Source organism: Pseudomonas sp. GW821-FHT09E12 (assembly GCF_059416085.1).
Window position 1 is genome coordinate 382,727 of the sequence record NZ_JBWKOM010000007.1, and the last position, 22,808, is coordinate 405,534.

Below are 22,808 nucleotides of genomic sequence, written 5' to 3' on the forward strand. Positions count from 1 at the left end.
GATGAGTACCGACGACAAACGCATTCGTGAGTTCGCCTATCAAATCTGGGAATCGGAAGGCCGGCCCGACGGCCAGGAACACCGGCATTGGGAAATGGCCCGCAAGCTGGCCGAAGCCGAGGCCCTGGCCCCGAGCAAGCCGCCCAGGGCGACCCGCGCCGCCAGCGCCAAATCCGGCAAGCCCGCGGCAAAGCCCAAGGCCGTCGCCAAACCCGCGGCGGCGGCACCCCTGGTACCTCCTGGAGAAAGGGTGCCTCCTGGAGAAAAGCGGCCTCCCGCAGAAAAAGGATTGCCGCCCGGGAGCAAAAGCAGCGCGGCGAAAAAGCCGCGGGCACCGCGCAAGCCAGCGACCAGCTGACGCCTCTGCCGCGAGGCGTTCGCGCCACCCTCCACTGCCGACCTTGCCCATGTGCGTGGCGCGCCCGAGCGCCACAGGGAGCCCATTCGCCCATCTGATTCGCAGGAGCACCCATGACCACCGCCAAAGCAGCCGCCACGCCGAAAACCCCGCAAGCCACCGAGCCCTCGCGCATCCGCGAAGGCCTGCCCTTCCCGCTCGGCGCGACCTGGGACGGCCTGGGGGTCAACTTCGCCCTGTTCTCGGCCAATGCCACCCAGGTCGAGTTGTGCCTGTTCGATGCCACGGGCGAAGTCGAGCTGGAACGCATCGAACTGCCGGAATACACCGACGAGATCTTCCACGGCTACCTGCCCGACGCCCACCCCGGGCTGATCTACGGCTATCGGGTGCATGGCCCCTACGACCCGGCCAACGGTCATCGTTTCAACCCCAACAAGCTGCTGATCGACCCGTATGCCAAGCAGTTGGTGGGCCAGCTGAAATGGTCCGAGGCGCTGTTCGGCTACACCATCGGGCACCCCGACGCCGACCTCAGTTTCGACGAGCGCGACAGCGCGCCCTTCGTGCCCAAATGCAAAGTGATCGACCCGGCCCACACCTGGGGCCACGATCATCGGGTCAGCGTGCCCTGGGAAAAAACGATCATTTATGAGACTCACGTGCGTGGCTTCACCATGCGTCACCCCTCGGTGCCGGAGGCGGTGCGTGGCACCTTCGCCGGGCTGATGGTCGACGATGTGCTGGAGCATATTCGCAAGCTCGGGGTGTCGTCGGTGGAGCTGTTGCCGATCCATGCCTTCGTCAACGACCAGCACCTGCTGCACAAGGGCATGACCAATTACTGGGGCTACAACAGCATCGCCTTCTTCGCCCCCGACCCGCGCTACCTGGCCAGCGGCAAGATCGCCGAATTCAAGGAAATGGTCGCGCACCTGCACGAAGCCGGGCTCGAAGTGATACTCGACGTGGTCTACAACCACACCGCCGAGGGCAACGAGCAAGGCCCGACCCTGTCCATGCGCGGCATCGACAACGCCTCCTACTACCGCCTGATGCCCGACGACAAACGCTTCTATATCAACGATTCCGGGACCGGCAACACCCTCGACCTGAGCCATCCCTGCGTGCTGCAGATGGTCACCGACTCGCTGCGCTACTGGGCCACGGAAATGCACGTGGACGGTTTTCGCTTCGACCTGGCGACCATTCTCGGGCGTTACCACGATGGCTTCGACGAGCGCCACAGCTTCCTCGTGGCCTGCCGCCAGGACCCGGTGCTGCGCCAGGTGAAGCTGATCGCCGAGCCGTGGGACATCGGCCCCGGCGGTTATCAGGTGGGCGGTTTCCCGCCGGGCTGGGTGGAGTGGAACGACAAGTTCCGCGACACCGTGCGCGCCTTCTGGAAAGGCGACGACGGCCAGCTCGCCGACTTCGCCGCGCGCATGACCGCCTCCGGCGAGATGTTCAACCAGCGCGGCCGGCGGCCTTATACCTCTGTCAATTTCGTGACTGCCCACGACGGCTTCACCCTGCATGACCTGGTGTCGTACAACGACAAGCACAACGAAGCCAACGACGAAGACAACCAGGACGGCAGCAACCACAACCTGTCGTGGAACCACGGCGTCGAAGGCCCCACCGACGACCCGCAGATCAATGCGCTGCGCCTGCGCCAGATGCGCAATTTCTTCGCCACCCTGCTGCTGGCCCAGGGCACGCCGATGCTGGTTGCCGGCGACGAGTTCGCCCGCACCCAGCACGGCAACAACAACGCTTATTGCCAGGACAGCGAAATCGGCTGGGTCAACTGGGACCTGGACGAGGACGGCAAGTCGCTGCTGAAGTTCGTCAAGCGCCTGGTCAAGCTGCGCATGACCTACCCGATCCTGCGCCGCGGACGCTTCCTGGTGGGCAACTACAACGAGGATATCGGGGTCAAGGACGTCACCTGGCTCGCCCCGGACGCCAGCGAGATGACCATCGAACAATGGCAGGACAGCCACGGCCGCTGCCTGGGCATGCTGCTCGACGGCCGCGCCCAGGAAACCGGGATACGCCGCCCCGGCGCCGACGCGACCCTGCTGCTGGTGGTCAACGCCCATCACGACATCGTCAACTTCAGCCTGCCCCAAGTGCCCGACGGCGGCTTCTGGACCTGCATGATCGACACCAACCAGCCCTCGGTGAAAGGCCAGGAACGCTTCGAGTTCGGCCACCCGTACTCGGTGACCGGGCGCTCGCTGCTGCTGTTCGAACTGCAGCACGAGGATGACGATTGAGCAGGTCATTGGCCATTTGCCGGATTGAATGGCGGGCAGTGGCCGGCCCATCAGACACATGTACGATGGTGCCGGATATCCATTCCCCGCTATCTTGAACAGCTGAGCGTCGCCATCGGAAAAAATCGCTGCCCCCTGCGACGGTGGCCAACGGCTGTGTATGATTGAACGCTCTTGCAGGACGGCAATCCAAGGTATGGAGCGCCGGCACCCGGACCGATACCGGGTGCGAACCCAAGCGGCCCGGTCCGTCACCGCGCGCCGACTGCCCCGGAACAAGGATGTGACACCCATGAGATCCATACCCCTGAGCGACAACTGGCCGGAGCAGGTCTGGAACGGCGCCCGCCAACTGCTCGACGTCCCCTCCATCAACCTTGCCAGCCTGGTGCCGCCCGGATTTCGCGCGGTGGTCATTGCCCCGCACCCCGGTGACGAGGTGCTGACCTGCGGCGGCTTGCTGCAGGTACTGGCCCACCATGGCCATCCGCTGCAACTGATTTCCATCACCGACGGCAGCGCCAGCCACCCCGGCTCCGACCTGTGGTCGGAGCGGCGCCTGAGCGTGTTCCGTCCCCAGGAAAGTGTCGAGGCCCTGCGCCGCCTGGGTTTGCCCCTGCACAGCCTGCAGTGGATTCGCGGCGGTTTTGCCGACAGTGGGCTGCAGGAACGCGAGCATCAGTTGAGCCAGTTCATTGGCCGTTACCTGCGCCCCGATGACGTGGTGTTCAGCACCTGGCGCGAAGACGGCAACGACGATCACGACGCCGTCGGCCGGGCCAGCGCCAAGGCCGCGGCCCAGGCTGGCGTGGCATTCCACGAAGTGCCGGTGTGGGCCTGGCACTGGCCGGCGCGCGATGAACAGCTGCTGCCCTGGCACCGTGCCCGCAAGTTGCGCCTCGACACCTGGACCGTGGCCCGCAAGCGCCACGCGGCGCATGCCTATGCCAGCCAGTTGCAGGGCGATCCGGGCATCGGCCTGGCCCCGACCCTGACGCCGGTGGTGCTGGAGCGGCTGCGCCAGTCCTACGAAATCTTTTTCATGTAGGGCTGCCCCGATGCGGGCAGACCGGGGGCAAACCTGAACTGACCGGCAAAGTGTCAGTCGCATGAGTAACCGCCCTGATTACGAGGAGTGAGCGTGAGCACCGATTCAACCAGGCGTCCGGTCACGTCGGCAGCGCCAGACGAAACCCCGGCGATCCATCGCCTGCGCATCCTGACCGTCAACACCCACAAGGGCTTCACCGCCCTGAACCGCCGTTTCATTCTCCCGGAGCTGCGTGACGCGGTCCGCAGCACCCAGGCCGACCTGGTGTTTCTCCAGGAAGTGCTGGGCGAGCACGACCGCCACGCCAGCCGCTACGGCAACTGGCCCCAGCAGTCGCAATACGAGTTTCTCGCCGACAGCATGTGGAGCGACTTCGCCTACGGACGCAACGCGGTCTATCCCGATGGCCATCACGGCAACGCCCTGCTGTCGAAATACCCGATCCGCCAGTACCGCAACCTCGATGTCTCGATCACCGGCCCGGAGCGCCGCGGGCTGTTGCATTGCGTGCTGGATGTACCGGGGCATGCCGAAGTGCACGCGATCTGCGTGCACCTGAGCCTGCTGGAAAGCCATCGCCAGCTGCAACTGGCACTGCTGTGCCAGTTGCTCGAGTCGCTGCCGGACGATGCGCCGGTGATCATCGCTGGCGACTTCAACGACTGGCAGTTGCATGGCAATGCCACCCTCGCCCGCCGCGACGACCTGCACGAAGCCTTCGAACGCCACCATGGCAGGCCGGCCAAGACCTACCCGGCGCGCTGGCCACTGCTGCGCCTGGACCGCATCTACCTGCGCAACGCCAGCAGCCACGCACCGAAGATCCTCGGGCACAAGCCCTGGACTCACCTGTCGGATCACCTGCCGCTGGCGGTGGAAGTGCACCTCTGATGCCTTCGCCCAGGCATCGAGGATCATCGGTCTGGCGGCCCACCAGGCCACTCTCGCCTCTCCGGCAACCGCGGTCGCCGGCCTGATCGACGAAGCGGCCAGCGCGCTGGCCAAGGCCTGACGCGGCCCTTGGCCCAGGAAAGTCACCGACTCGCCCGCAAAGGGCGAGTCGGTAGTGGGCTACCGAAAATCGCTTTTCCCCACCTTTCTTGACGTTTTTTCGTACAAACAAGAACTTAGAGAATCGCTTTTTTTCAGTCGGTTACAGCGCCTGAATTACCTACGCCATTGGTCGGTCATTTTCTTGACGATCGCGGAGTCGTCTCCTTAGCTACAGCTTACTACCCCCGGAAATACAATCAGGGGCAAGCCTCGGATACCTGCTCTAGAGCGGGTCGCCGAGCCTTGCCTCAACGAACTCGGTCGCCCCTCATTCGGGGTAGGAGAGACGCCACGGCGAGACACGGCATGCGATTGCAAGGTAGCCCTCCATGAAAACTTCACTCACCCCACAAGAGATCAAGATCATTCTGTGCACAGTTTCCGCTTCGGTATTGCTGTGTTCTTCCATGGAGGTACAAGCGTCCCCTGCCGAGGACGAGGCGCAGCTCTGGTATCACCAGGACCTGCTCCTGAACCGCCTGTTGACACCCGCGACATCCGCGACGCCCATGCCGGCCAGCCAGCCCCAGGGCAACAGCCTGGGTATCGTGCAAGGCAGCCCGCAGGTCTGGGACCCGCTGTACGGGCCCGCGGCGCGGCAGACCGAAGTCGGCTACCTCGGTTCGCGTTTTGCCAGCAGCATCAACGACACGCCCGGCGGCCCGGTGCTCTACACCCTGGAAAGCAGCAGCGGGCATACCCAGCGCATCGGCCTGCTGGGCGGCCAGAGCCAGTTCCAGGCCAACGGCCAGGGCGTGCCCGGCGGTTTCAGCGACCCGCGTAACGACCGTTTCAGTGTCCAGGGTCAAAGTCTTGGCGCGTTCTGGAGCCTGACCGGTCCGCAGGGCTGGCACGTCGATCTGTCGGCCAGCGGCGCCCGGGTCAGCGGCTTCAGCCGCACCGAGCAAGGCCAGCGACAAGCCGCCGAAGGCAGCGCGGTGACCCTGTCGGTGCAAGGCGGGATTCCCATCGGCATCAGCGACAACTGGGTGGTCGAACCCCAGGCGCAATTGATCAACCAGCGCGTCAGCCTGGACAACCCGAATGCCGACAGCAGCACCCGCTCCGCCGGTAACCTCAACGCCTGGAGCGGCCGCGTCGGGGCCCACTTGCAAGGCCGTTACGACGTCGCCGGGCACTCGGTGGAACCCTATGTGCGCACCAGCTTGTGGCACACGGTGTACAGCGGCGACACCCTGACCCTGGACAAGGTCGACAAGATCAGCAGCAGCCGCAAGTCCTCCACGGTCGAAGTCGGCCTGGGCCTGGTGGCCAGGCTCACCCCCGCCGTCAGCCTGTACGTGAGCGCCGACTACAGCAGCGACGTGGACGACAACGACCTCAACGGACTGATCGGCAGCCTGGGTGTGCGGATGCGCTGGTAAAAACCTGTAGCCGCCGCAGACTGTGATCGGCGGCGCAGCCGACGCAAAGGGAGCATCGGCCACACGCGTCGTCCGGGTTGCGGGCTCTGCGAGCCCGATCGCAGCCTGCGGCAGCGGCTACAGGGGATTGGGTTTTCAGGGACAGCTTGAGGGTGTCTGGGCAGATGTCATCGCGAGCAAGCTCCTACAGGAAACGCGCAACCTCTGTAGGAGCGAGCTTGCTCGCGATCCGCTGCGCGCAGCGGCCAGTCGACATCACGCTTCGGGTTGCAGGATCAGCACCGCCAGCGGCGGCAGGTTCAACGCCAGCGACAACGCCTGGCCGTGACTCGCCACGTCCTCGGTGAACACCCCGCCGCCATTGCCATAGTTGGACCCGGCGTAGGTATCGGAGTCGCTGTTGAACAACTCGCCCCAGCGCCCGGCGAAGGGCACGCCGATCCGGTAGGCCTGGCGCGGCACCGGGGTGAAGTTGGCCACCACCAGCAGTGGCTTGCCGTCCTTGCTCCAGCGCAGCCAGGCGTAGACGCTGTTGATCGCGTCGTCGCCGATCAGCCACTGGAAGCCCTGGGGCGCGTCGTCCTGGTCGTGCAGCGCCGGATGCTCGCGGTACAGCCGGTTGAGATCGCCCACCAGCTTCTGCACGCCGCGGTGCTCGGGGTATTGCAGCAGGTACCAGTCCAGTTGCTGATCGTGATTCCATTCGCGCCACTGGCCGAACTCGCAGCCCATGAACAGCAGCTTCTTGCCCGGGTGGGTCCACATGAAACTCAGGTAGGCCCGCAGGTTGGCGAACTTCTGCCAGCGGTCGCCGGGCATCTTGTCGATCAGCGAGCGTTTGCCGTGCACCACTTCGTCGTGGGAGATCGGCAGGATGAAGCGCTCGGACCAGGCATACACCAGGCCGAAGCTCAGTTCGTTGTGGTGATGGGCGCGGTACACCGGGTCCTGCTGGATGTAATGCAGCGAGTCGTGCATCCAGCCCATGTTCCATTTGTAGGCAAAGCCCAGGCCGCCTTGCTGGGTGCCCTGGCTGACGCCCGGCCAGGCCGTGGACTCCTCGGCGATCACCAGGGCGCCCGGCGCCTCGAGGGACACCACGTCATTCAGGTGACGCAAAAAGTCGATGGCTTCGAGGTTCTCGCGCCCGCCATGGCGGTTGGGCACCCACTCCCCGGCGTTGCGCGAATAGTCGCGGTAGAGCATCGAGGCCACGGCATCCACCCGCAGGCCGTCGACATGGAAATGCTTGAGCCAGTGCAGCGCCGACGCCAGCATGAAACCGTGGACCTCGGTGCGCCCCAGGTTGTAGATCAGGGTGTCCCAGTCCTGGTGGAAACCTTCCAGCGGGTTGCCGTATTCGTACAGCGCGGTGCCGTCGAATTGCGCCAGGCCATGGGCGTCGGTGGGAAAGTGCGCCGGCACCCAGTCGAGAATCACCCCGATGCCCGCCAGGTGGCAGGCGTTGACGAACGCCGCGAAGTCGTCGGTGCTGCCATAGCGGGCGCTGGGGGCGAACTGCGACAGCGGCTGATAGCCCCAGGAACCGCCGAAGGGATGCTCCATGATCGGCATCAGCTCGATATGGGTGAACCCCAGGTTCTGCACATAGGGGATCAGGCGTTCGGCCAGTTCGTGCCAGTCGTACTGGCGCGCCACCTCGCCCAGATCGTCCACCTCGCATTGCCAGGAGCCGGCATGCAGTTCGTAGATCGACAAGGGCGCGTCTGTGCGCTGGCGTTCGCCGCGGGCCTGCATCCAGTCGAGGTCCTGCCAGTCGATGCTCAGCGGGCTGGCGACTTTCGAGGCGGTATCCGGCGGCAACTGGGTGGCCAGCGCCACCGGGTCGGACTTCAGCGGCAGGATGCCGTGGGCGCCGAGGATTTCATATTTGTAGGCTTCGCCCGGGCCCAGGCGCGGCACGAACAGCTCCCAGACCCCGGACGGATGACGCAGGCGCATCGGGTGCCGCCGTCCGTCCCAGACGTTGAAGTCGCCGACCACCGAGACCCGCCGGGCATTCGGCGCCCAGACCGCGAAACGCACGCCGTCGACGCCCTCCACGGTTTTCAGCTGCGCGCCGAGGCAGGCGCTGAGGTCACGGTGGTTGCCCTCGGCGAACAGGTACAGGTCCATCTCCCCCAGCAACGGGCCGAAGCTGTAAGGGTCTTCGCCAATATGCTCGCCACCGGCCCATTGCGTGCGCAGCAGATAGGGCTGGGCCTGGGCAAAGTGCCCGACGAACAACCCCGGCACCTCGGTGCCCTCCAGGCTGCCCAGCACTGTCACGCCATCGCGAGCCAGCACCTGCACACTCAGGGCGCCCGGCAGGAAGGCACGGATGAATTGGCCGCCGGCGCCGTCGCCATGGGGGCCGAGCACGGCAAAGGGGTCCTGGTGCTCGGCACGCACCAGTGCCTCGACATCCCGCGCGGCGGGCATTGCCTGTTTGACCTGACCCTGTTCCTTGTTCGAGAAACTCATGACTGCTCTCCAGCACTTTTTGTATCGGAAAAGGGTTTCACATCACTCAACCTTCATATCACTTAGCAGCACATGCAGCCCCCGCAGCGGCACCGCGAGCCAGGCCGGACGGTTTTCCGCTTCATACGCCACTTCGTAGGCTGCTTTCTCCAGGCTGAACAAGGCCAGCGCGGCGTCCTCGCCATTCTTTTCCTGCCAGGCATGAGCAAGACTAGCTGCCGCCAGCCGGTACGCCTGGACAAACGACTCGCGGGCTTCGCGCAGATAACGCTCGGTGACCCGCTGCCGGGCCGCCAGGGCGTGGGCCGAGGCGTCGAGGCTCTGGCCGCCGAGGGCCAGCGCCGCGGCATAGTCGAAGGAGCGCAGCACGCCGCTGACGTCCTTGTACGGACTGTGCTTGCCCCGGCGCTCGTCCAGCGGCCGGGCCGGTTCGCCCTCGAAATCGATCAGGTAGGCGTCGCCCTTGATCACCAGCACCTGGCCCAGGTGCAGGTCGCCGTGGACGCGCATGCGCAGGCCGCCGACCGCCTGTTTCGCCAGGCCCTGGATATGCGCCAGGATCGCCGTCTTGTGTTGGCTCCACGACGCCACGCGCTGTCGATCCTCGGCCGTCAGCTCAGCCTGATGCTGCTTGAGCAAGTGCAAGGCCCGTTCCAGTTGCGCGCCAATCTGCCTGGCCCAGGCCTGGGCGTCCTTGTCGGTACTCGGCCGCGCGCGGAAGGCCGGGTTGGCGGTCGGCGCCGCGAGGACCTGGTGCATTTCCCCCAGGCGCTGGCCGAGCATGCCGGCAAAGTCGCGCAACTCGCCCAGGGCGTTGTAGTGCTGGTCCTGCTCGGACATGGCGTCGGCCAGTTCATCGCGGATCGCCCGCTCCAGGTTGTTCTGGGTCCACTCCCAGGCATCGCCCTGATTGCTCAGGTAACCCTGGGCGATCATCAGCAGGCTGTCCTCGCCCTGCCCGTCCCGGCGGATCACCGAACCGAGCAAGGGTGAAATGTGCTGGAAGCCGGCGGCGGTCAGGTAGGCGCTCATCTCCAGTTCCGGGTGCACGCCGCTGGCCACCTTGCGGATCAGCTTGAGCACCAGGCTGGTGCCGATCACCACCGAGCTGTTGGATTGCTCGGCGGACAGGTAGCGCACTTCGGATTCCGCGCCCAGGCCGAGCCCGGCCAGTTGCTCCGTGGCCTCGAAGCGGATCTCGCCATCACCACAGGGCAGCACGGTGTGCGCCTGGATCGCCTGCAGGACATTGTGCACAAAACTTTCCAGGGCAAAGGCGTCGGTGATCAGCCCCACCTGGCGGCCACGGCGCACCCGCGCCAGGGCCAGTTGCTGCGGCAGCGCGGCGCCGATCTGCTCTTCGCCGAGCAAGCCGAACGGCAGTTGGTAGCGCCCGCTCTGGCCGCCGCCGCTGACCTCCAGCTCGCTGAGCAACACCGGATGCTGCGGATCGCCAAAGCGCACGCCATAGGCGATGTGCACCTGCTCGATGGCGCTGTCCTTGCCGGCGAACCAGCGGCGCTTGGGTAGCCAGGTCGGCAGCGAACTCTGCTCCAGGGTGGTGCGCGATGGCGCTTCGAGCAATTCCTCGAGGCGTTTTTTCAGTACCAGGGTGGTGAAGTCCGGCAGGCTCTGGGCCGGCTCCACATGCCAGCTCGGCATCTGGTTCTCCGCCGCCAGGACAAACCAGTAGAAACCGTAGGGCGCCAGGGTCAGGAGGAAATTCAGCTGGCCGATTGGCGGGAAGGCATTCCCGCCGAGCATCTCCACCGGCACCATGCCGGCGAACGCCGACAGGTCCAGCTCCGCCGCCTGGGCGCTGCGCGACACGTTGGCCACGCAGAGGATGATTTCGTGCTTGCCGTCGGGCCCGGTGTATTCGCGTGTATAGGCCAAGATCCGGCGGTTGCTCGGCGACAGCATCTTCAGGCTGCCGCGGCCGAAGGCCTTGGACTGTTTGCGGATCGCCAGCATGCGCCGGGTCCAGTTGAGCAGCGAATGGGGGTCGCCGGCCTGGGTCTCGACATTCACCGACTGGTAGCCGTACAGCGGGTCCATGATCGGCGGCAAGACCAGGCTCGCCGGGTCGGCCCGGGAGAAGCCGCCGTTGCGGTCGATCGACCATTGCATCGGCGTGCGCACGCCATCGCGGTCGCCCAGGTAGATGTTGTCGCCCATGCCGATCTCGTCGCCGTAATACAGGGTCGGCGTGCCGGGCATCGACAGCAGCAGGCTGTTGAGCAGTTCCACGCGGCGCCGGTCGCGCTCCATCAGCGGCGCCAGGCGCCGACGAATGCCCAGGTTGATCCGCGCGCGGCGGTCGGCGGCGTAGTAGTTCCACAGGTAGTCGCGCTCGCGGTCGGTGACCATCTCCAGGGTCAGCTCATCGTGGTTGCGCAGGAAGATCGCCCATTGGCAGTTGGCGGGAATCTCCGGGGTCTGGCGCAGGATGTCGGTGATCGGGAAGCGGTCTTCCTGGGCCAGCGCCATGTACATGCGCGGCATCAATGGGAAGTGGAAGGCCATGTGGCATTCGTCGCCGTCGTCGCCCTTCACGTCGCCCTTCTTTGTTTGACCGAAGTACAACTGGGTGTCTTCCGGCCACTGGTTGGCTTCGGCCAGCAGCATGCGGTCCGGGTAGTTGGCGTCGATCTCGGCGCGGATCTGCTTGAGCACGTCGTGGGTCTCGGGCAGGTTCTCGTTGTTGGTGCCGTCACGTTCGATCAGGTAAGGAATGGCGTCCAGGCGCAGGCCGTCGATGCCCATGTCCAGCCAGTAGCGCATCACCGACAGCACCGCCTTCATCACCTGCGGGTTGTCGAAGTTGAGGTCCGGCTGGTGGGAATAGAAGCGGTGCCAGAAGTACTGGCCGGCCACCGGGTCCCAGGTCCAGTTGGATTTCTCGGTGTCGAGAAAGATGATCCGCGTGCCGTCGTACTTCTGATCGTCATCGGACCACACATAAAAATCCCGCGCCTTGGAGCCGGCCTTGGCCTTGCGCGCCCGCTGGAACCAGGGGTGCTGGTCCGAGGTGTGGTTGATGACCAGCTCGGTGATCACCCGCAGCCCGCGCTGGTGGGCCTCGGCGATAAAGCGCCGGGCGTCGGCCAGGGTCCCGTAGTCGGGGCTGACGCCGCGGTATTCGGCGATGTCGTAACCGTCGTCGCGGCGCGGCGAGGGGTAGAACGGCAGCAGCCAGATGGTGTTCACCCCCAGGTCGGCGATGTAGTCGAGCTTGGCGATCAACCCGGGAAAATCGCCGATCCCGTCGTTGTTGGAGTCGAAATAGGATTTGACGTGAACCTGATAGATCACCGCGTCCTTGTACCAGAGCGGGTCCTTGATGAAGGTGGCTGACCTGGTTTTCTTCGCCATGGGTAACTCCTGAACATTCATGGGTCCGTGCCGCGCAGATATAGCGCTGCACCTGTAGCCGCTGCCGAGCTCCGCGAGGCTGCGATAAGGTCCGCAGGACCTTCGAGGCCCTCAACAGCGCATCCCGTTCCGGGCCGATCGCAGCCTGCGGCAGCGGCTACATCGATCGCGCCTGTAGCCGCTGCCGAGCCTGCGAGGCTGCGATAAGGTCCGAAGGACCTTCGACGGCCTCAAGAGCGCGTCCCGTTCCGGGCCGATCGCAGCCTGCGGCAGCGGCTACACCGATCGCGCCTGTAGCCGCTGCCGAGCCTGCGAGGCTGCGATAAGGTCCGCAGGACCTTCGACGGCCTCAAGAGCGCGCCCCGTTCCGGGCCGATCGCAGCCTGCGGCAGCGGCTACCGGTGTGAATCAGGCAACGCTGATGCGCCAGATGCCAAACGGTTGCTGCCAGGGTTCGATCCGCATGAACTGGGTCTTGCCGTACCAGGTCCAGCGATGGCCGTTCATCAGGTCCTCGCCCTGGGTCTGCGCATCGTCGGGCAAGCCCAGTTCCCACAGCGGCAATTCGAAATGCGCTTCCTGAGCGTTGAACGGGTCGAGGCTGACCGCCACCAGGATGAAGTTGCCGAGGTCGGCGGTGCGCTTGCCGAAATACAGGATGTTGTCGTTCCAGGCGTTGTAGACCTGCAAGCCCAGGTGCGTCTGCAGCGCCGGGTTCTGTCGCCGGATGCGGTTGAGCTGGGCGATCTCGGCAATGATGTTGCCGGGGGCGCTGAAGTCCCGGGGGCGGATCTCGTATTTCTCCGAGTCCAGGTATTCCTCGCGCCCCGGAACCGGCGCCGCCTCGCACAGCTCGAACCCCGAATACATGCCCCACAGGCCCGAGCCCATGGTGGCCAGCGCGGCGCGGATGAGAAACCCCGGGCGCCCCGAGTCATGGAGAAAGAACGGGTTGATGTCCGGCGTATTGACGAAGAAGTTCGGCCGGTAGCATTCGCGCCACGGCGACTGATTGAGTTCGGTGAAGTAAGTCGCCAGTTCGCTCTTGGTGTTGCGCCAGGTGAAATAGGTGTAGCTCTGGGAATAACCGACCTTGCCCAGGCGCGCCATCATCGCCGGCGTGGTGAAAGCCTCGGCGAGAAAGATCACCTCCGGGAACCGCGCCCGCACATCGGCGATCAGCCACTGCCAGAACGGCAGCGGCTTGGTATGGGGGTTGTCCACGCGAAAGATCTTCACCCCCTCCTCGACCCAGCCGACCACGATGTCGCGCAGCTCCAGCCACAGACTGGGGATGGCCTCGATGGCATAGAAGTCGACGTTGACGATGTCCTGGTATTTCTTCGGCGGGTTCTCGGCGTATTTGATGCTGCCGTCCGGACGCCAGTTGAACCAGCCCGGATGCTGCTTGAGCCAGGGATGGTCCTGGGAACACTGGATGGCGAAATCCAGGGCGATCTCCAGGCCGTGCTCGGCGGCGGCCGCCACCAGGCGGCGGAAATCCTCGCGGCTGCCGAGCTGCGGATGGATCGCCTCGTGGCCACCCTCTTCGCTGCCGATCGCATAGGGGCTGCCGGGCTCGTCGGGGCCGGCGGTCAGCGAGTTGTTGCGGCCCTTGCGAAAGCTGCGGCCGATGGGATGGATCGGCGGGAAGTACAGCACGTCGAAACCCATGTCATGGATCATCGCCAGGCGCGAGTGCACATCGTCGAAGGTGCCATGACGGGCCGGATCATCGGTGATCGAGCGGGGAAACAGCTCGTACCAGCTGGCGAACTGCGCGCGTTCGCGCTCCACGTCCAGCGGGTATTGCGGGCTCAGGCTCAGGTAGGGACGGTGGTCGGCCTCGGCCATCAGCCGTGCACTGCGTTCGTGCAGGAACAGCGCCACCTGCTCGGCTTCGAGCAGCATCGCCAGCTGATGGTGCAGCGCCAGCAACTGCTCGCGCAGCGGCCCTTCGCTACGCTCGGCGGCGTGCAGCACATGGCTGCGGCCCTCCTGCAATTCGAGGCTGACCGCGATGCCGGCCTGGTGTTTCTTCTGCAGGTCGTAGCAGAAGCTGGCGAACTGATCGATCCAGGCCTCGATGCAATACAGGTAGCGGCCCTGGCTGGGCACTGTGAACTGGCCTTCCCAGCTATTGTTGCCGAGGTCTTCCATGGTTTCGCTGTGCCAGTGGCTGTCGGCTTCGGCGCACCAGCGGATGCGCACGGCCAGTTTGTCGTGGCCGTCGGCGAACACCTTGCTGCTGACCCGCACCACCTGCCCCGCCACCGCCTTGACCGCGAACTGGCCACCGTCGATCAGCGGCCGAGTGTTCTCGATGACGATACGCGGCAGCAGCAAGGCCTGCGACAGGGGCAGGTTCGGGTTGTATTGCAGTTCGGTCGGTCTTTTTTCGGCAGTCATCGAGCATCACTCCTTACGCCCCATGGACGCTCTGTTGCTGGTCTATTCCGGCGCGGCGCCCTCCCTTGGGAACGGCCCCAGGGTCGGCAATGGCCGCGCGGATCAGCGAAGCACTTAGGTTCCGAGACACCAGGGCCGGGAAAGTTCACCCGGATTTGCCTCCCTTCGCGCCGGGAATCAAATCGCCGGGGCGAGGGTCCACCTTGGGAGACTGTGCAAAACCAAGCACAAAGGAGGCCATGCCGATGAGTATCCCGATCCCGGCGGAAACGCCCGACCCGAACATCGACCACCCGACGTTGCCGCCAACCGAGCCGCAACCGGTGCCCGAGGAAGATCCACCCGAAACTACCCCACCGCCCAAGGAGGACCCGCCGATCGATCCGGCACCGGTCATCGCTTGCGGTCACAGCATTACGCCCAAACCATGACAAGCGTAGACAATCGGTTGCCCGTCGCTGCCGTCGCCAGCCGGCAGCGGGCATCCCTTCGTTGCTGGCGGCGAGTGTGCCCGCGACGCTTCAGGGCGTTTATCCGGGCGGTTCATCGTCGCCTTCCAGCTTGCGCACTATCCAGGGCATCACGCTGAAGACCGCCAGCGCCAGCAGGGTGCTGAACACCGCCGTGGCTTCGCGGCCGACGCCCGCCGAGACGCCGATCGCCGCGGTCATCCACAGCCCGGCCGCGGTGGTCAGGCCCTTGACGTGCCCTTCCTCGTCCTGCTTGCCCTTGAGAATGGTGCCCGCGCCGAGAAAACCGATACCGGCGATCACCCCCTGCACCACCCGGCTCATGGCATCGGCCTGGGCGCCGGACATCTGCGGCACCAGCACGAACAGCGCCGCCCCCAACGCCACCAGCATATGGGTGCGCACCCCGGCGGCCTTGCCCTTGTGCTCGCGTTCGAAACCGAGAATGCCGCCCAGCAGCGCGGCGATCAGCAGGCGTACGGTGATCTGGGTGAGTTGCCGGGCATCGCCGATGTCGGCGAACTCCGCTTGCAGGGTGACCCAGACTTCATGCCACCAGGCGTTCATGCGCAGGTCCTTTCCGTTCGGGTTCTCAGGTTCTTGTTGGCTGGCGGGCGGGCAACGAGGCAGCCCTCCTTAATCAAAGGACAGCGACGCCGGGCAAAAGGTGCGATCCGCCAGCGGGCGACCATTGATCGATCGGGCAGAACCCCGGACGGCAGCCGGGCCCTGAAAACCGTACCCACCGCACAACAGGATTCGACCATGAGCCTGCGCATCGAAAACCGGATCTGCCATTTCGACACCGAAGACCTTCACGCCCGCCTGCCAGCCAGCGCCGTGACCGTGATCACCGACGCGGCCAGGTCGATGTCGGCGGTCGACCTCGAAGGCCGGCGTATCTACATCACCGAAGCAGAAGCCGACGCATTGACCGTAGCAGGCGCCACCGACGGCCGGCGTCATCTGCGCGCCAGCGACAGTGATTCGGTGATTTGACTGATCTGCATCACGGCGCCCGGCGCAGGCCTGTGCCAGACGCCGACGGCGCCCGATAGCGGGCGCCTGGCCGGGTATGGCAAGTTGTCGCAGGGCGGCGTCTGACGGGCATCTGATCTGCTTTTTATTGCGATACCTGAGTCTGTTATGCAAACAGATCGCTGGGCATAGTTCGTCTGCCTGATGGAGGCTGATGAGCGAACGACCATGAGCGAAAGAATCCCCGTCCGATTAGTAGAAACATTCGAGCCTGCGCGCCCAAAGACGAAGGCCAAATCCAGCGACAACCTGATCCACACCCGCAGTTTCACCGGCCTGTTCCGCACCCTGCGCATGAGCGGCGCGGGCTTCCTGTTCCTGCTGTTCTTCGGCACCGTGTGGTTGAACTGGGGCGGCCGCCAGGCGGTGCTCTGGGACCTGGCGGAAAGCAAATTCCACATCTTCGGCGCCACCTTCTGGCCGCAGGATTTCATCCTGCTCTCGGCGTTGCTGATCATCTGCGCCTTCGGCCTGTTCGCCATCACCGTGTTCGCCGGCCGCGTCTGGTGTGGCTATACCTGCCCGCAGAGTTCCTGGACCTGGTTGTTCATGTGGTGCGAGAAGATCACCGAGGGTGAACGCAACCAGCGCATCAAGCTCGCGGCCGCGCCCTGGAACCTGAACAAGCTGATCCGCCGTTCGGCCAAGCACACCCTGTGGCTGGCCATCAGCCTGCTCACCGGCCTGACCTTCGTCGGTTACTTCACGCCTATCCGGCCGCTGGCCGAGGAGTTGCTGACCCTGCAGATTGGTGGGGTCAGCCTGTTCTGGGTGCTGTTCTTCACCGGCGCCACTTACCTGAACGCCGGCTGGCTGCGCGAGGCGGTGTGCATGCACATGTGCCCGTATGCGCGGTTCCAGAGCGTGATGTTCGACAAGGACACCCTGACCATCTCCTACGACCCGGCCCGCGGCGAAATCCGCGGCCCACGCAAGCGCGGCGTGAAACCCACCGATATCGGCCTCGGCGACTGCATCGACTGCCAGCTGTGCGTGCAGGTCTGCCCGACCGGCATCGACATCCGCGACGGCCTGCAGATGGAATGCATCGGCTGCGCCGCCTGCATCGACGCCTGCGATTCGATCATGGACAAGATGGGCTATGCCCGGGGCCTGATCAGCTACACCTCGGAGCACCAGTTGCAGGGAGGCAAGACCCATCTGCTGCGCCCACGCCTGATCGGCTACAGCGCGGTGCTGCTGGTGATGATCGGCGCCCTGGCCCTGGCGCTGGTGGAGCGGCCGATGGTGTCGCTGGACGTCAGCAAGGACCGTGGCCTGTTCCGCGAAAACAGCCTGGGCCAGATCGAGAACATCTACAGCCTGAAGATCATCAACAAGACCCAGCAACGCCAGGATTACCGCCTGCAACTGGTGGACGGCGACGGCTTCCAGCTGCAAGGCAAGACCGAAGTCAGCCTGGCCGCGGGCGAGATCGTCGACCTGCCGGTGTCGGTGGCGATGATCGCCGACCAGCCGCAGAGCAGTTCCCAGGAGCTGAGTTTCAAGGTGGTCGACGCCGACCAGCCGCAGATCTACAGCGTGGCCAAGAGCCGGTTTGTTGCGCCCTTGAACCGTTGATCCCTTAGACTGGGCGCCGCTTTGCGGCTATCGCGAGCAAGCTCGCTCCTACAGGTGCGCATTGGTCCTTGTAGGAGCGAGCTTGCTCGCGATAAATCGCTCAGCCACCGCAGCCTCCAACCCGAGCCGCCCCATGAAACGCTACGAAAAATTCGCCGACGACATCGCAGAACTGATCCGCTCCGGGGTGCTCGGCCCCGGCCAGCGCGTACCTTCGGTACGTTATGCCAGCCAGACCTATGGGGTCAGCCCGTCCACGGTGTTCCAGGCCTATTACCTGCTGGAACGCCGCGGCCTGATCCGCGCCCGGCCGCGCTCCGGCTACTTCGTCAACACCCATGCGCCGAGCCCGTTCTCGGAGCCGGTGATCAGCAGCCAGGTCAACGAGTCCACCGAAGTCGATGTCAGCGAACTGGTGTTCTCGGTGCTGGACTCGATCAAGGACCCGACCACCGTGCCGTTCGGCTCGGCCTTTCCCAGCCCGACCCTGTTCCCGCTGCAGCGCCTGTCGCGTTCCCTGGCCAGCGCCAGCCGCGAGATGGACCCACGGGTAGTGGTCACCGACATGTCGCCGGGCAACCCGCAGCTGCGCCGGCAGATCGCCCTGCGCTACATGGTTGGCGGGCTGATGCTGCCCATGGAAGAACTGCTGATCACCAACGGCGCCCTGGAAGCCCTGAACCTGTGCCTGCAGGCGGTGACCGAACCCGGCGACCTGGTGGCCATCGAGGCCCCGGCCTTCTATGCCAGCCTGCAAGTGCTGGAGCGCCTGAAACTCAAGGCGGTGGAAATCCCCGTGCACCCGCGGGACGGCATCGACCTGGGGGTGCTGGCGCAGACCCTGGAACGGCACCCGATCAAGGCCTGCTGGTGCATGACCAGCTTCCAGAACCCCATGGGCGCGACCATGCCCGAGGCGAAGAAGCAGGAACTGGTGGCGTTGCTGCGCAGCCATCAGGTGCCGCTGATCGAGGACGACGTCTACGCCGAGCTGTATTACGGCCAGCAGGCGCCGAAACCGGCCAAGGCCTTCGACACCGAGGGCCTGGTGATGCATTGCGGCTCGTTCGCCAAGAGCCTGGCCCCGGGTTACCGCATCGGCTGGGTCGCCGCTGGGCGTTACGCGCAGAAGATCGAACGGCTGAAACTGATGACCTCGCTGTGCGCCTCGATGCCGGCCCAGGCGGCCATCGCCGACTACCTGCAACACGGCGGCTACGACCGCCACCTGCGCAAACTGCGCTATGCCCTGGAAGAACAGCAGAGCGCCATGCTCGCCGCCATCGCCCGCTACTTCCCGGCGCAGACCCGGGTCAGCCAGCCGGCCGGCGGCTACTTCCTGTGGCTGGAACTGCCAGCGCAGATGGATTCATTGAAGCTGTTCCAGATGGCCCTGGCCCAGGGCATCAGCATCGCCCCGGGACCGATCTTCTCGCCGACCCAGCGCTTTCGAAACTGCATCCGCCTCAACTATGGCAGCCCGTGGAACGAAGCGGCGGAACAGGCCATGGAAACCCTGGGCAGGATCGTGCGGTCGTTCTGAAGCCGGGCCAGCGCTCCACGTAAACGTGGAACCTGTAGCCGCGCAGATGGCCGAGCTCCGCGAAGCTGCGACAAGGTCCGCAGGACCTTCGACGGCCTCAAGAGCATGTCCCGTTCCGGGCCGATCGCAGCCTGCGGCAGCGGCTACACCGATCGCGCTCCCCTGTAGCCGCTGCCGAGCTTGCGAGGCTGCAATCGGTTTGGGCGGCACTCCAACATAGCGACCGCAAATCCTGAACTTGCGATTTGTCTGGACAGGCGCGCTGTCCGGCCTTGCGACTGCTGCGCAGTCGATCGCAGCCTCGCGGGCTCGGCAGCGGCTACACGCGTGAGGCTCTCAGCGGCCGCCGCCCAGGTCGATAAAGGTCCCGGTGGAATACGAGGCCTTGTCCGACAGCAGCCAGATGATCGCCTCCGCCACCTCGTCCGGGCGGCCGCCGCGGCCCATGGGGATGGCGGATTCCAGCTTGCTGACGCGGTCGGCGTCGCCGCTCAGGGCATGGAAGTCGGTGTAGATGTAGCCCGGGCGCACGCCGTTGACGCGGATGCCTTCGCCGGCGACTTCCTTGGACAGGCCGATGGTGAAGGTGTCCAGCGCCCCCTTGGAGGCGGCGTAGTCGATGTACTCGCCGGGCGCGCCCAGGCGGGCGGCGACCGAGGACACATTGACGATGCTGCCGCCCTGCCCGCCATGCCTTGGCGACATGCGCAGCACCGCGTGCTTGGCGCAGAGGATCGGCCCGAGCACGTTGGTCTTGAGGATCTTGAGAATGCGGAATTCGGACATTTCGTCGAGCCGCGACTTCTGCCCGACGGTCCCGGCGTTGTTCACCAGCGCGGTGACCCGCCCCAGTTCGGCGTCGACCCGTTGGTAGAGGGCGATCACTTCGTCCTCGATGCTGACATCGGCCCGCACGGCAATCGCCTGGGCGCCCAGGCCGCGTACCTGCTCCAGCACCTGGAAGGCCGCCTGTTCGTCGGCCTGGTAGTTGATGCAGATGCGATAGCCCTGTTGCGCGGCCAGCAGCGCGGTGGCCGCGCCAATACCGCGGCCGCCACCGGTGATGAGGATGACTTTGTCCATGCTGCCAACTCCCTCGCTGATCTTTGAACGCCAGCAATTAAACACCCTGCGGCGAGCGTTGCAAACCTTCTCGGGGCCGTCATCCGCCCCCTGGCTGATCGCCGGTCGGCGTGTCTATCCAGGCAGATCGCGGGCTTGGGGTTTGTGCTCGCTGCGTCGGAATGCCGCCCAGACCGGACGCAGCCTCGCAGGCTCGGCAGCGGCTACAGGAGTTGGCTAAAACGCGATCGATGTAGCCGCTGCCGCAGGCTGCGATCGGCCGGCATGGCCGTGATGTTATTGCGGTAGCACGGTCTTGGGATTTTCTACCGTCTGGTCCATCGTCATCGCGGGCAAGCCTCGCTCCTACAGACGCGCTGTAGCCGCTGCCGAAGGCTGCGAACCTGCGAAGCAGGCAGGCGTTCGACGCGCTCAGAGCGCCAGCTGTTCGGCCTGATGGATGTTCTGCATGAACCGTGCGGCCGGCAGCGGATGGCCGAGGAAATAGCCTTGCAGCGAATCGCAGCCCAACTGGGTCAGGAAGGTCTGCTGCATGTCGGTTTCCACGCCCTCGGCGACGATCCGCAAGCCCAGGGCCCGGCCCAGGGCGACGATGGCCGAGACGATCGCCGCGTCGTCGCTGTCGTGCTCCAGGTCGCGGACGAAGCCGCGGTCGATCTTCAACTCGTTGGCCGGCAGGCGCTTGAGGTACATCAGGCTCGAATAACCGGTACCGAAGTCGTCGATGGACAGGTCCACGCCCATCTCCGCCAGTTGCTTGAGCACAGTCATGCTGGCATCGGCATCACTCATGGCCGTGGTCTCGGTAATCTCCAGGGTCAGGCTGTTGGCCGGCAAGCGGTGCAGGCTCAGCGCCTTGGCCACGCTGTCGACCAGCCCGGCATGGCAGAACTGCAACGCGGAGATATTCACCGCGATCCGCCAGCCCTCATAACCTTCGCTGTACCACTCGCGCATCTGCCGGCAGGCCTCGTTGAGCACCCACTCGCCGATGGGGATGATCAGCCCGGTCTTTTCCGCAAGGTCAATGAACGTGTCCGGCAGCAGCAGCCCCAGTTGCGGATGCTCCCAGCGCAACAAGGCTTCGGCGCCCACCGGCAAGCCGTTGGTGGCATCGAACTTGGGCTGGTAATAGAGCCGGAACTCGCCGTGCTCGACGGCATGGCGCAGGTCCTGCAACAGTTGCAGTTGCCGGCGCGCGTCGCTGTTCATCGAGGCGTCGAAGAAGCTGTAGCCGTTCTTGCCGGTGCCCTTGGCGTGATACATCGCCGCATCGGCGTTCATCAGCAGTTCCTGGGGCGTCAGGCCGTTGCCCGGGTACACCGCGATGCCGACGCTGGCGGAGATCTGCAACTCGTGTTCGGCGACCCGGAACGCCTGGCCGATCAGGCCCACCTGGCGCGCGGCCAGGCGCAAGGCATCGTCCGCCTCGTTCAGTTGCACCAGCAGCACGAACTCGTCGCCGCCGATCCGCGCCAGGGTGTCCTGGCTGCGCAGGTCTTCGCGCAGGCGCACCGCCACCTCGCGCAGCAACTGGTCGCCCATGTGATGGCCGAAGGCATCGTTGACCGGCTTGAAGCCGTCCAGGTCGATGAACATCAGCGCGAAACAACCGCCCTGCTCCGTCACCCGCTGCATCGCCTGGTCGATACGATCGGCCAGCAGCGTGCGGTTCGGCAGGCCGGTCAGGGTGTCGTGCAGCGCCAGTTGGGTCAGCTCGCGGTTGGCCACGGTCAGCGACTCGGCCAGCACCGCGGTGCGCGCTTCCAGGCGCGCGTCGAGTACCGAAGTCAACAAGGCAATGACCAGCACCGCCAGGGTGGTGATCAGCACCAGGTTGTCCAGGCCCTTGCCGCTCAGGCCGTCCACCGCCGCGCCACAGAAACTGCCGTCGGCGAAGCGCGCCGCGGCCATGCCGGTGTAGTGCATGCCGACAATGGCGATGCCCATCACCACCGCGGCCCCACAACGGGCCAGGCGTACATAAGGGGTATTACGGCGCAGGTGAAAGGCGATCCACAGCGCCGCGGCCGAGGCGCCGACGGCAATCAGCAGCGAGGCGCCGAACAGGCTCAGGTCGTAGTCGATGCCCGGCTGCATGCGCATCGCCGCCATGCCGGTGTAATGCATGGCGCTGATCCCGGCGCCCATGATCAGCGCGCCGAAGGCCAGCTGCCAGAGCGGCAGGCTCTGCTGGCTCACCAGCCACAGGGCGAAACCGCAGGACAGCACGGAAATCAGCAGCGACAGCGCGGTGATGCCAGTGTCGTAGCCCAGGTCGATGGGCAGGCTGAAGGCGAGCATGCCGATAAAGTGCATCGACCACACCCCGATGCCCATGGCCAGGGCGCCTCCGGCCATCCACAGCAACGCCGCCCGACCACGCGTGGTGGCGATGCGACCGGTCAGGTCGAGCGCAGTGTAAGAGGCGAGAATCGCCACAAACAGGGAAATCAGAACCAGGGCGGGAGAGTAGGTACCGATGAGCATGAACGTCTCGTGGCGTTAGCCGGAAGCGTCCATGCCCGGCGGTAAAAAGGCGCAATTGTACTGCTTGCGTATAGAAACACACTCACAAAGTAAGCAAAAAGCCATCAGTCGGACGAAAGTAGCCGGTTGATAAAACAAACCGGTTACAGCAGCGGCGCCAAGCGTTGTCACCCCACCGGCACGCCGCTATCGATGTAGCCGCTGGC

At 65.2% G+C, this 22,808-nt stretch carries 15 protein-coding genes; 9 read left to right on the forward strand and 6 right to left on the reverse strand.

The annotated features are described in order from the left end of the window. Position 1: 1 nt before the first annotated feature. The 5 genes from AC07PQ_RS22205 to AC07PQ_RS22225 all read left to right on the forward strand — a co-directional run bounded on the left by AC07PQ_RS22205 (position 2) and on the right by AC07PQ_RS22225 (position 6,129). Positions 2-358 carry a DUF2934 domain-containing protein gene (locus tag AC07PQ_RS22205; RefSeq protein ID WP_493186194.1) on the forward strand — a complete coding sequence of 119 codons (357 nt, stop codon included), beginning with the start codon at positions 2-4 and terminating at the stop codon, positions 356-358. 113 nt (positions 359-471) lie between these two features. Further along, positions 472-2,640, forward strand: coding sequence for a glycogen debranching protein GlgX (gene glgX / locus AC07PQ_RS22210; RefSeq protein WP_493186193.1), 2,169 nt, complete (start codon positions 472-474; stop codon positions 2,638-2,640). Between the two features lie 292 nt (positions 2,641-2,932). Beyond that, on the forward strand, positions 2,933-3,688 hold the full coding sequence (locus AC07PQ_RS22215; RefSeq protein WP_007926788.1) for a PIG-L deacetylase family protein: 756 nt from the start codon (positions 2,933-2,935) through the stop codon (positions 3,686-3,688). A 93-nt stretch (positions 3,689-3,781) separates the two neighbouring features. After that, positions 3,782-4,582 (forward strand): endonuclease/exonuclease/phosphatase family protein, encoded by an 801-nt coding sequence (locus AC07PQ_RS22220; protein WP_009043699.1) that lies wholly within the window; start codon positions 3,782-3,784, stop codon positions 4,580-4,582. A 491-nt stretch (positions 4,583-5,073) separates the two neighbouring features. Next, complete coding sequence (locus AC07PQ_RS22225) at positions 5,074-6,129, forward strand: autotransporter outer membrane beta-barrel domain-containing protein (protein WP_007926790.1); 1,056 nt, start codon at positions 5,074-5,076, stop codon at positions 6,127-6,129. A 255-nt stretch (positions 6,130-6,384) separates the two neighbouring features. Here the strand turns inward: AC07PQ_RS22225 and glgB are convergent, their stop codons facing one another. The 3 genes from glgB to AC07PQ_RS22240 form a co-directional block, all read right to left on the reverse strand. After that, a complete protein-coding gene (gene glgB / locus AC07PQ_RS22230) occupies positions 6,385-8,613 on the reverse strand; it encodes a 1,4-alpha-glucan branching protein GlgB (protein ID WP_493186192.1) in 2,229 nt (742 codons plus the stop codon). A gap of 42 nt (positions 8,614-8,655) precedes the next feature. After that, entirely contained in the window at positions 8,656-11,988 is a 3,333-nt protein-coding gene (treS, locus tag AC07PQ_RS22235) for a maltose alpha-D-glucosyltransferase (protein WP_492570250.1), read from the reverse strand. A 408-nt stretch (positions 11,989-12,396) separates the two neighbouring features. Further along, positions 12,397-14,397, reverse strand: coding sequence for an alpha-1,4-glucan--maltose-1-phosphate maltosyltransferase (locus tag AC07PQ_RS22240; protein ID WP_101337840.1), 2,001 nt, complete (start codon positions 14,395-14,397; stop codon positions 12,397-12,399). A 245-nt stretch (positions 14,398-14,642) separates the two neighbouring features. Here AC07PQ_RS22240 and AC07PQ_RS22245 point away from each other — a divergent pair, with 245 nt between their 5' ends. Then, positions 14,643-14,828, forward strand: coding sequence for a hypothetical protein (locus tag AC07PQ_RS22245; protein WP_493186191.1), 186 nt, complete (start codon positions 14,643-14,645; stop codon positions 14,826-14,828). 99 nt (positions 14,829-14,927) lie between these two features. Here AC07PQ_RS22245 and AC07PQ_RS22250 read toward each other — a convergent pair whose 3' ends face one another. After that, on the reverse strand, positions 14,928-15,434 hold the full coding sequence (locus AC07PQ_RS22250; protein ID WP_007930978.1) for an MgtC/SapB family protein: 507 nt from the start codon (positions 15,432-15,434) through the stop codon (positions 14,928-14,930). Between the two features lie 198 nt (positions 15,435-15,632). On the opposite strand from AC07PQ_RS22250, the gene AC07PQ_RS22255 reads away from it, so the two are divergent. The 3 genes from AC07PQ_RS22255 (at position 15,633) to mapR (ending at position 19,029) form a co-directional block, all read left to right on the forward strand. Further along, complete coding sequence (locus tag AC07PQ_RS22255) at positions 15,633-15,866, forward strand: DUF3203 family protein (protein ID WP_102679988.1); 234 nt, start codon at positions 15,633-15,635, stop codon at positions 15,864-15,866. 207 nt (positions 15,867-16,073) lie between these two features. Next, the gene (gene ccoG / locus AC07PQ_RS22260) at positions 16,074-17,486 is read left to right on the forward strand and encodes a cytochrome c oxidase accessory protein CcoG (RefSeq protein WP_493186190.1); all 1,413 of its coding nucleotides are present in this window, start codon (positions 16,074-16,076) and stop codon (positions 17,484-17,486) included. 133 nt (positions 17,487-17,619) lie between these two features. Beyond that, positions 17,620-19,029, forward strand: coding sequence for a GntR family transcriptional regulator MpaR (gene mapR, locus AC07PQ_RS22265; RefSeq protein ID WP_007930974.1), 1,410 nt, complete (start codon positions 17,620-17,622; stop codon positions 19,027-19,029). Positions 19,030-19,365: 336 nt separating this feature from the next. On the opposite strand, the gene AC07PQ_RS22270 is transcribed toward mapR, so the two are convergent. Continuing rightward, entirely contained in the window at positions 19,366-20,112 is a 747-nt protein-coding gene (locus AC07PQ_RS22270) for an SDR family oxidoreductase (protein WP_007930965.1), read from the reverse strand. Between the two features lie 411 nt (positions 20,113-20,523). Continuing rightward, the gene (locus tag AC07PQ_RS22275; RefSeq protein WP_493186189.1) at positions 20,524-22,602 is read right to left on the reverse strand and encodes a putative bifunctional diguanylate cyclase/phosphodiesterase; all 2,079 of its coding nucleotides are present in this window, start codon (positions 22,600-22,602) and stop codon (positions 20,524-20,526) included. Positions 22,603-22,808 lie beyond the last annotated feature (206 nt).